The organism is Verrucomicrobiales bacterium (genome assembly GCA_016793885.1).
Classification (GTDB): Bacteria; Verrucomicrobiota; Verrucomicrobiia; order Limisphaerales; family UBA11320; genus UBA11320.
On sequence record JAEUHE010000045.1, the window covers coordinates 38,950 to 49,418 of the forward strand.

Annotated in this window: 8 protein-coding genes; all 8 read right to left on the reverse strand. The window is 59.5% G+C overall.

Annotated elements, in window-relative coordinates:
- Positions 1 to 146: 146 nt before the first annotated feature.
- Positions 147 to 1,184, reverse strand: coding sequence for an N-acetylmuramoyl-L-alanine amidase (locus tag JNN07_06335; GenBank protein ID MBL9167341.1), 1,038 nt, complete (start codon positions 1,182 to 1,184; stop codon positions 147 to 149).
- Positions 1,185 to 1,212: 28 nt separating this feature from the next.
- The gene (locus tag JNN07_06340; protein ID MBL9167342.1) at positions 1,213 to 2,808 is read right to left on the reverse strand and encodes a glucose-6-phosphate isomerase; all 1,596 of its coding nucleotides are present in this window, start codon (positions 2,806 to 2,808) and stop codon (positions 1,213 to 1,215) included.
- A gap of 127 nt (positions 2,809 to 2,935) precedes the next feature.
- On the reverse strand, positions 2,936 to 3,811 hold the full coding sequence (locus tag JNN07_06345) for an aldo/keto reductase (protein ID MBL9167343.1): 876 nt from the start codon (positions 3,809 to 3,811) through the stop codon (positions 2,936 to 2,938).
- A gap of 17 nt (positions 3,812 to 3,828) precedes the next feature.
- Complete coding sequence (locus tag JNN07_06350; GenBank protein MBL9167344.1) at positions 3,829 to 4,302, reverse strand: LEA type 2 family protein; 474 nt, start codon at positions 4,300 to 4,302, stop codon at positions 3,829 to 3,831.
- A gap of 232 nt (positions 4,303 to 4,534) precedes the next feature.
- Positions 4,535 to 7,495 carry a hypothetical protein gene (locus JNN07_06355; GenBank protein ID MBL9167345.1) on the reverse strand — a complete coding sequence of 987 codons (2,961 nt, stop codon included), beginning with the start codon at positions 7,493 to 7,495 and terminating at the stop codon, positions 4,535 to 4,537.
- Positions 7,496 to 7,654: 159 nt separating this feature from the next.
- A complete protein-coding gene (locus tag JNN07_06360; protein ID MBL9167346.1) occupies positions 7,655 to 8,659 on the reverse strand; it encodes a hypothetical protein in 1,005 nt (334 codons plus the stop codon).
- Between the two features lie 110 nt (positions 8,660 to 8,769).
- Positions 8,770 to 9,525 (reverse strand): dTMP kinase, encoded by a 756-nt coding sequence (gene tmk, locus JNN07_06365; protein MBL9167347.1) that lies wholly within the window; start codon positions 9,523 to 9,525, stop codon positions 8,770 to 8,772.
- Between the two features lie 3 nt (positions 9,526 to 9,528).
- Positions 9,529 to 10,236, reverse strand: a complete 708-nt coding sequence (locus JNN07_06370) for a thymidylate kinase (GenBank protein MBL9167348.1) — start codon at positions 10,234 to 10,236, stop codon at positions 9,529 to 9,531.
- Between the last annotated feature and the right edge of the window lie 233 nt (positions 10,237 to 10,469).

Sequence of the window (10,469 nt, forward strand, 5' to 3'; positions counted from 1 at the left end):
GAATCTCTCGCGGAGGCGCGGAGAGCGCGGCGAGTAAAGAGTCCATGGAGAGCGTGTCGGACTTGTTCCCACCCCGACCCCGAGTCATCCGAGAAATCCGCGGTTTCAACTGCTTTTTCAGGCTAGCTCCTCAAAACCGCTCCATTCTACCTCGCTTCATCCCTGGAACTCGCGCCGCGGTTTAACTTTCGAGCCTCGTGGATGACGCGCTCCCAGTTAAATGCCGGACCTGGATCCACTTTGTCGGTCTGGATGTGGTAGTGCCCGATCAGACCCTGATAATCCTTGAGGTCGGCGTCCGGAAGTTTTTCCCGGACCAGGTTCCCTTGCTGGTCCCGAGGGTAGTCGCAGCGGAGCTTGGGAAAAACCCGGCAGAGAGTCGCTGTCAGCCGGCTGAGGGCCTTATACTGTTCTTCGGTGAAGTCGTATTGGCGCAGAGTCTTCCCTTGGATGGTTCCTTCGACGGCGTCGGGTCGGGCGGGCGAAGGCACGTACGCCGGGTTGAGAAGCCCGGAGTTGGCCGGATCGGTGGGGAGCTTCAGCACGGTGCGGCCATTCGCGCTCCTCTCGTACCATCTCTGCAGGCGGTCCGCCTGGTCGATCGGAAAGGCTCCCGGGCTGGCGATTTCGACTCCGACCGAGCGGCCGTTGGAAGTAGTGGCGTGCCAAGCGCGCTCTTTGGCATCCAGGGTCTGATAAATGGTGCCATCGAGGTCGATCATGAAGTGCACACTTAAGCACCTCTTGTCATGAAGCACCTCGAAGCAACGTCGGCTCGTGCCGCTCATGTCGAAATGAATCACGAATTGGTCCACGACCTCCTGGAGCAGAGTTAGCGGCCATCCTCCTCCACGAACTTGTTCCAGCTGCCCGGGCGAGAGCGATTCCTTGCGAACGCCAAAGCGATTCGGGGAGGCGTCCTTGGGAAGCGTCGGTTTCGACGCCTCCCATCCTGCTTCCTGGATGGGCGCGAATCTTCGATCGACGCGATAGGCATCATAGCCGCCAGGATCCATCCAAGTGACCACTCGAGTGCCGGTGTGGAAGAGTTGGCCCGCCACGATGATTTCATCGCCTGAACGAACCAGGCGCTTTCCGGGCGGCTGGGTAGATCGACATCCGCTGCCCAGGGCCGTCAGCAGGACAATGGCGCAGCACGTGAGGTTGCGGAGAGAACGGCGCATGGTTTTACCGTGAGTGTGCAAGGTTCGCTCAATCGGCCCGGTAGCCGGCGGTGAATGGGGTGTTGGCAGGGACTTTGGTGATACCCCGGCCGACGTTGGCGGACAGATGTTCGCAGATCTTGAAAATCATCTCCGGGTCATCGCTACCCAGCGAGCCGGCTAACTGGGTAACCGTGAAGGACTGACCCGGGCTGGCTTTGAGATACTTCACGACCTGGGATTGCAGGGAGATCACCGACCCGGCCGCCTTCTTGCCGGCTTCGACGCCCGGCTGATGATAGGCATTGATATTGACGAGCGTGGCATAGAGGCCGACCGCGCGTTCGAACAGCGCGATGAGCACACCGACCGAGAAGCCGGAAACCTCCGACACAATCAAGGACACCGACTCGCGCCCTTTTTCGTACAGCGCCTGACGAGTGCCCAGGTAGAAGCCGGACAGGAAGTCTCCGCTCGTGACCCCGGGCTCCACCTCCATCGAGGCCCCCGACCGATCTTTAAGCACTTCGATGAAGGTCACGAAGAAATTATGCAGGCCTTCGCGCAGCTGTTGAATGTACGCATGCTGATCCGTGGATCCCTTGTTTCCGTAGACAGCAATCCCTTGGTTTACCACCTGGCCTTCCAAGTTGAGCTCTTTGCCGAGCGATTCCATGATCAGCTGCTGGAGATATTTGCTGAACAGCTCCAGGCGGTCCTTGTAGGGCAGGACCACCATGTCCTTGGAGCCGCGTCCGTTGCCTGAGTAATACCACATGAGGGACAGCAGGGCGGCTGGATTCTTGCGGAGTTCGGTGCGACGCGTGATGTCGTCACAAGCGCGGGCGCCTTTCAGCATGCCATCGATGTCCAGTCCCTGGAGGGCCGCAGGCAGCAACCCGACCGCGGAGAGCACACTGGTTCGTCCACCGACCCAATCCCACATCGGAAAGCGGCGCAGCCAGCCGTGCTGCGTGGCATAACGATCCAGCTCGCTGCCGAAGCCGGTGACGGCCACCGCGTGAGCGGCAAAGGAAAGGCCGGCGCGCTCATAGGCTGTCTGGGCTTCCAGCATGCCGTTTCGGGTTTCCTTCGTGCCGCCGGACTTGGAGATGACAACGCAGAGGGTCTGGCCGAGTTCGGTGATCACCTGAGCGAGCACTTTGTCCATGCCATCGGGATCGGTATTGTCGAAGAAGCTGACGCTCATCTTGTCGGTGAGCGAGTGGCCGAGCGCATGGGCTACGAATTGCGGGCCCAGTGCCGATCCGCCGATGCCAATCACCAGCAGGTTCTTGAAAGGACCACGCGCCCCGGAGATCTTTCCTCCGTGGACTTCCTCAGCGAAGGCTTTGACGGCGACGATCGTGTCCTCGATCTCTTTCGCCATGGACGCGGTGGGCGCTAGAGACGAGTTTCGCAGCCAGTAGTGTCCTACCATCCGCTTTTCGTCAGGGTTGGCGATGCCGCCTTTTTCCAACTCAGCCATAGCGACCAGGGCCTTCTGGATTGGGGTGGACATCGTTTGGAGAAAATCCGCTGGGAAATTCATCCGACTCAGATCAAGCGAAAGGCCGAGCTCAGGGTAGTCCGAATAAAGACTTTGAAAGCGATCCCAGAGCTGAGACTTGGAAGGTTGCGTCATGCGTCCGCAGTGTACGAAGGAACGGCCGAAGCGCAAACACGATTTGTGGGGGGAGTGACGAGTGACGAGTGATGAGTGACCCCGACCACTGACTACTGACTATTGCCCCTCGTCGGTTGGTGAATTTTCAATAGGTTTCGAAGACGCGGGGGCCTTTTAGCCGCTGACGCCAGCTTCTAACCGTTCGGCGGGCGAACTGGTAGAGTCGAGACCTGCGGACAGGGAGCAGCTCGGTGTCGATGCGTTGCGCCAATTCGGAAGGGAGGTCAAAATCGGATGCCCCGCAGTTCTCCTCGACATGGGCCAGGGAGCCGGCCTTGGGGATGACGATGGTGGTCGGGTGCCGGAGGCACCAGCGCAATGCGATTTGAGCGATGCTCCTCCCGGTTTGTTGGGCGATGGCTTCCAGTGCGCCTTTAGGGTCACGCGCTCTGATCGCTGCCAGACCTTGGGCCAACGGACTGTAGGCAATGACCGTGATTCCTTGTGCCTCGCAGTATGGGATCACGTCCAACTCCATCGAACGTTCGACCACGTTATAGACCACCTGATTCGAGACGATCGGCCGAGCGGAGGCCGCTTGAGCAGCCTTCAGCTCCGGCACTGAAAAGTTGCTAACGCCCAGGTAGCGAACCTTTCCCATCTCGACGAGCTTGTTCAGCGCAGCGAAGGTTTCGGCGATGGGGACGGCGGCATCCGGAACGTGGACTTGGTAGAGATCAATGACGTCGGTTTTCAGCTTTCTGAGGCTGGCATCCGCTGAGCGCAGCACGTCGTCGTACCGAAGCGCTCGCAGCTTCGTGGCGATGAATACTTGATCGCGGCGGTCTTGAATAGCCTCCCCGACCAGGGCTTCGTTTCGGTATAATTCCGCGGTATCGATGAAAGTCGCACCGAGCTCGATGGCTCGTTGGATGGGCGCAACTCCATCTTCAAGGCGATAGGTGCCGAATCCGATCTCCGGAATGGATAAGGCTGTCCGCCCCAGCTGTCGCTGTCTCATGCGCACCCTTTAAACTCTCAGCGACCGGCTGGTGTCGGTTGAAAGGCATTCAGGTCGAGACTGCCCTCCCGCAGGCAGCCAGCGTGACGACCGTTTGCCAGATAAACGGTACTTTCCAGGCGATAGTCCAGCTTTTGGCCCTCGACAATCGATCGCATGCGGCTGGCGAGACGAAGGTTGCTCAGGTGAAGTTGGACCGGTACCGTGGTGGAGCTGAGGCGAGGCACCTGGACAGCGTCTCCAGAGAGTCCCTTACCGAGATAGGTTCCGTCCAGATAAAGCTTGAAGACGCCGCCGTGCAGAGCGAGCGGTTGGGGGGTGGCGTTCTCGATCCGTACGGTGAACTCCATGGTCGTCTCCGTGACGGTCACCCCGGTGAATCGCACGTTGGCGAGTGTGACGTCGATTTCGGGATCGTGTTGCGGGGAGGCACAGCCGGCCAGGCAGAGTAGGAGGGCGGTCCAGAGCGACAAGCAAGTGCGGGTGCGCATTGGGAGTCTTTAGCGGAAAGCCGGTCGGAGCGCAACTCCCGCTCCGAAGGGGCGAGCAGCCCGGATGTTGTTAAAAGTGGGTGAGGTCAGGGGATCCCGACTCCGTCGGGGGGGCAAAGCGGTAGAGGTCTACCGCACTCCATATGGTCAAGCACCTCGCGAAGCGTCTTGGAGTGCTGTAGCCCTCTACAGCTTTTCCACACCGACGGAGTCGGTCATCTGCGACGTTCCGTCAGTTCGGCTTCTTTTTGAACAGGTTCAGCGGGTTGAGGTTGGAAGGCTGCGCATTGGTTCCGCTCGGGGTGTTGGTGCCGGCAGACTTACGTCCGCCCAGGAGATTCCCCAAGCCATCGCCGAGGTTGTTGACTGCATTGCCCACCCCTTGGATGACATTCGCTGGGGCTCCGCCTAGAAGCCCGGTGGCGGCGCGAGCTGTGAGCTGCAGGATCTGCATCTTGTCAGTCTTCGTCTCCATCTTGCCCAGAGTTCCACTGAGGGCCGCGAATTGAGGCAAGGCGACATAGGCCGCATTGGTTGGCGTGTCAGAATTCATGAGATTGGCCTTTTGGGCCACGCCGCGGGCCAGGGAGATATGCAGGGGTATTTGGACCGGAGAAAGATCGGTGATGTCGGCGATCTCAACGCCCCCGGAGGCCTGGGCCTGGAAGGCGGCCCCTTGCACGATTGCCTGTTCGAGCGTGATCCGACCTTTGGCTGCTTTTGCACCCAGCTCGATGTGTTGAATCGGGGAGCGGGTGATTTCTGGGATATTGAGCAAGGAAGCAATGAGATTGAGATCCAAGGGAAGAAACCAAAGTGTATGGCTGCCTTTCAGGACGTGGATGTTCGCGTTGGTGATGTTCGCGCTGATCTGCGCCGCGAGGTTTTGGCGAAGTTGTGTTCCGGTCACCCCGGCACCCTTGATTTGTGCGTTGGCGACCAGGTTGCCATTCACCTGACCGCGCAGGTCGGGCGAGAAAGTGTTGACGAGGGGCTCGAGTGGCAATCCCTCCACCTGGCAGCTCAGATCGTAGCTCGTGCCTTTGATGCCCTGATCTAGATCTACCGAGATCCGGACCGGAGCGCCGTTCAGGGCACATTGAAGGCCGTTGAGCTTGATCCGACCACCGTCGATAAGCAGCGAGCCTTTGGCGCCGGCCAGGGTAATCTCGCCGAGAAACACCTTGGCGAGATTCAGCTCCACGGTGAGCGGTTTGAACGGAAGGATCGAGGGCTCCGGTTCCACTCGAGGCAGGCCCGAGCTAGCGGTTTCGGGCGGGGTCGGCTTCACGGCCGCCGGATCGGTCATGGCCTCATAGAGCGGCGTGAGATCCAAGGTGGTCGATTGGAGGGTGAACGTTCCTTTTTGAGCGTTCGGTGAACTGGAGTCCAAGCGCCCTTGAACCAGCAACTCGTTGGTCGCAGCGTTGGTCGTGGCGGGAAATCCGAGGGCAAGTCGCTTTAGCTCCAGCACTGATGAGGGCGAGAGGCTGCCTTCAGCGGCGAGGGACATCTGTCCGGGTTTGGTTCCGCCCGAACCGAGGAGGCGTCGAGCGAACCACTCGGTCGTGGCCTTGGCCGAGAAGTCTCCCTTGGCGTTATCCCAACTGGCCGTGGCGTTCACGGACATTGCTGGCTTTCCGGCCTGCGTGAGCTGGACGTTGAGTTGATCGACAACCAACCGCTGAAAGTCAGAGAGCTGAGCTTTGATCTGCAGCTGGAGATCGCCTTGCCGAAAGCCGTTGGTTCCCAAGGTGAGAGAGAGATCTTGGATCCCGGTCTGGGTGTCTACCCGCAGGACTTTACCTCCGTTCTGAGCAGCTATAGCCGCTTTGGAGGTCAGACGTCCGGAGCTGATGGCCTCGCCTAAAAACGCTCCCCAGTCGGACAGGTTGAGGTCGGTGATGGACACCTGCCACGTGGCGTCTCCGGCGCTTGCGGCGGCGGTCGAACCCCAGGCCAAAGCCATCGGCGACGTCAGATCTCCGGCGATCAACGCTCGCCCATTCTGTTGACCTTGCAGCCGGAGCGAGGAGATAGTGGCGCTTTGAGCTGCCCGGTCGGCGGCCACCCCGAAGACCAAATTCAGATCCATGGGTGGCGTGGTGCGGCCTTGCTGGGTGGCGCTGAAACGGTTGACTCCGACGCTGCCGGAGGCCTGGAAGGCTTGGCCACCTTTGGAGATGTCGAGATCGGATTGAGCGGTGAGGGTCGTGTTGCCCCAATCCAAACCGCTTCCGGCGGTGAGGGAGCCGAGCAACTGACGATCGATTCCTGCGACTTGGAGCTTCAGCTTGCCTTCCTGTTTGGCGGCATTGAACGGCCCGGCGAGGGTCGCTGAACCCAGCGATTTACCCCCCTGCTCGAATCGCAGCGCCACTTGCTTGACCTCTGTCGCCGTGACATCCATTTCCAGGGCGGTAGACAAGCCGTTCAGGTTGGCGAACTGTCCGCTTGCTTGCGCGATCGCAGCACGCACTGCCCCTTTGAGCAGTTGGGGGAAGGAAGCCTCATCCAGCGTCAGTTCGAGCTGAGATTGAACCTTGCCGCTCCAGGCTCCGTTGGTGCCCCCGTCCAGCTTGAGATCCGACGAAAAATCCAGCCGCCCCGGCTGGCCTGTGACCAGCGGATCAATCTTGAGGGACAGGCCGGTGGCAGTGATCGATTGTGATGGGCCTTTGGTCGCCGGAGCGACGTGGCGGAAGGAGCCGTTATTGACCGAGAGTTGATGAATATTGAGCTTCATCGCCGGCTTCGATTCGGCAGTCGGCTTTGCCGGGGTGGGATCGTTCAACAGCGGAGCCAGGTTATCCTTGCCGTCGGCCGTGGGAACGATCTGGATGGTCGGAGATTCCACGCGCACTTCGTGAAGGGTCAATTTGCCACCCAAGATATCCATGAGGCTGTATCGTGCCTGGATTTCGGTGGCGGTCAGCAGGGGTATTTCACCTTGCGTCAACACCTTGAGCCCTTTGATGGAGACGGAAGAAAAAGGGCTTAGCGAGATGTCGTCCGCCGTAATGGTGGCGTTCATGGACGTTCCAACGCGGGGCAGGATCACGCTCTTGATGAAGGCACCGCTGGTCCCGACGAAGTAAGCCACGATGAGGAGCACGATCAGTACGCCGGCACCTAAACCCAATCGTCTCACGACGTTGCTTTGCTTCGGAACTGTCTTTGAGGAATCAGCCATAAAAGTCGCTTCTGTTAGATTCCTTCTCGCGACGCCACGCCTAGTGATGCTCGAGACGAACCAATCCCTAAAGTGGGGTTTAAGGCTGGGATGTCAACCGGATCCGGGCACTTTGGCGTTTGGATAGCCTATTTGCCGGAGCTGGCGAAGGGCTGTGTTTCAGCGCATCAGGAGTCCCCCGAAGCGAATGCCACGGGTGCTGATGGTAAGCTCGTCGAATCCCAGTTGTTCCATGACGCCCTCGTAGATGGCGGCACCGGTGAGAATGACATCCGCTCGCTTTTTCGGCAGGCCGATGATGCGGCGGCGATCGTTAAAGGAGAGCGACCAGAGGCGCTCGACCAGGGAATGGATGTCGGTGCGCTTGAGCACCGCCCCTTCGAGTCGATCGCGCTCGAAGCTCTCGAGTTGGTAGATAATCCGGCCCATGATGGTGGAGGCGCCTCCCGTCCCGATCAGGCGGCACGGTGTGGTGGAGGAGCGAAGCGCACGACCGACATCGGGGACAATCCGTTCGCTAATGAACGAGCGGATGGTGTTGCGGCATGCCTGCAACTCCCCCGGGAGCGGAGGATCCGCCGGGTGCAGTTGCTCCAGCAGGCGCACGCTCCCCATGTGGAAGCTCTCCTGGAATTGTTTGCGCGGGCCTTCGCCCAGGATGAATTCGGAACTGCCTCCGCCCACATCCAGGATAAGCAGTCGTCCGCCTGCGATGGCGGGGTCGGTCGTGACACCCTGATACACCCATTCCGCCTCTTGGTCGCCGGAAATCACCTCCACAACCAACCCGGACAGACGTTGCACAGCCTCGAGTAGTTCGGCCTGGTTTTGGGCATCGCGGGCGGCACTCGTGGCGATGACTTTCAGGGATTCCACCCGCAGTTCCTCAGCGATCTTTTTAAAGTGGAGAACGGCATCAGCGGTGTCTTGGATGGCTTCGGGGAGCAGTCGGTGGGTCTCGTAAAACCCGCGGCCGAGCCGAGTTTGCTCGCTCACCTCGTGAACCGGGCGCACGCAGTGACCGTTTACCTCCGCCACCAGCAACTTCACAGAGTTGGTGCCGATGTCGATCAGGCCCCGTAGAGTGCCTACGGACGGTATGGTTCCGGTCGGGTTCAAGCGATTGTCGCAGCCATCAAACCGGAGCGGGACCTCCAAGGTCAAGAGCCGGGATGTGACATTACCGTAACATGAGTTGCAAGGGTGCGTTTTGATCGTTCAGCTGCAGCGCTTTCCGCCCGTGGAGACACCCCGTTGACTCTGGATTTCTGCCCCTAGTCGCCGGCCAACACTTCTTCGGTCTTCTTGCGCAGATCCGCGTTGATATCATCCGCCGATCGATTGCCATCGACGATGGTAAAGCCGTAGATCTTGTGCAGGCGGCGGAATTCGCGTTCCACGAGCGCCTGGTATTTCAGGAAGCTGTCGAACATCTCGCGGGATAGGCCCAGGTCCATGCCGCTTTCCCAGTAATCCAGAGCGAAGTCCTTGGCGAAATTTCGCTGGAGTCGTTCCTCGGGCGAAACATCCAGATAGAAGACGGCATCGGGTATGAGCGCCACTCCGTAGAGATTCTGGAGCCAGTCCAGATCGCTGCCACGAACCAGGTCCCGGGCCATGAGGGTATAAATATAGCGATCAGCCAGCACCATCCGGCCGGCCTTTAGTCCGGGGAAAATGACGTTCTCGAGCTGATCCGCGAAGTCAGTCGCGTAGAACAAGCTCATGGTGGTATGGCTTAGAGTATTGCCATTTTGGGCGATGTTGAGCTCCTCGCTGACGAGCGTGGATCGCTTCAAGCCCATTTGAGTGGTGGCGTGACCGCTGCTCTCGAGCCACTCGACCAACTTTTGGATCTGCGTAGATCGGCCGGAACCGTCGCAGCCTTCAACCACAATCAGTTTGCCGCGGAGCTTGTTGGGATCGACGCCCGGGATCCCGTGGCCGAAGAACCGTCGGCTGCTCGGTTTGGGCACGAGAATTCGGGGAAAGGCGAAGAGCTTTGGCTTCTTGGTTTTACGCGGGCTCATGGCTCAAGCGGGCTTGGGAAATTTGACGGAGATTTCACGGCGGAAATCTTGCAGTTGGATACGGTTGGAAATCAGATCCCGAACCACGTTTTGCTGAACCTCGATCGGTTGGTTTGCATCGATGATCTGGAATTTAAACTCGGTGCTCATGGCCAGATAGCGTTCCAGGATGCGACCCTGGAAGATCCGAAAACTTTCGTAGGGATCGTTGGAGAGCCGTAGATCCATGCCTGCCTCGAAGTATTTGAGCTGCGGCCGGCCTTCAAGAATACGGTTGAGGGACGTTTCCAGCTCGGCCCGGAAGAAGAAGGTCAGGTCCGGAAGCGCTGCGAAGTCGTAGATGCCCCGCACCCAGATGGGCGGACAGCCGCGCACCGTGTCGCGGGCGAAGGCGGTGAAGATATAGCGGTCGCACAGCACCAGGTAGCCGGCGCGGAGCAGGGGCACCAGCTGCCGCTCATAGCGATCCGCGAAATCGGTCGCGTGGATCAGACTGAAGGTGGTAGGGGAGAGCAGTTCCCGCTTTTTGGCCTTGCTGGTAGCCGACTTGACCAGCTCCGAGGAATTCCACTCGCTGAAGAAGACTTTGAGGCCTTCCTGCTCCAACCAGCGTTTGAGTAGATAGATTTGGGTGGATTTGCCGGATCCATCCAACCCTTCGACTGCGATCAAGCGTCCCGGGAATCCGAGTTGAGCGAACGTTTTTGTCATTTGTCGAGTGGCACGTGCCTTGGTCGAGCGCGACTTCGTGCCCGTTTCCGAATCGGGCACCCCTAAAGCACGGCCTGGCTTCAAGCTCAAGGGAGCGCGCTGGGCGCTAACCCGGGGCGCAGCCTCTGGACCGCCAAGAGGAAATGCCGGTTGCATCGTCACGGCCTAAGCTAGATCGGCATTCTGGGATGACAATGAATTTCCGAGGGGGGCGTGAGGGGTTGTGATTAAAT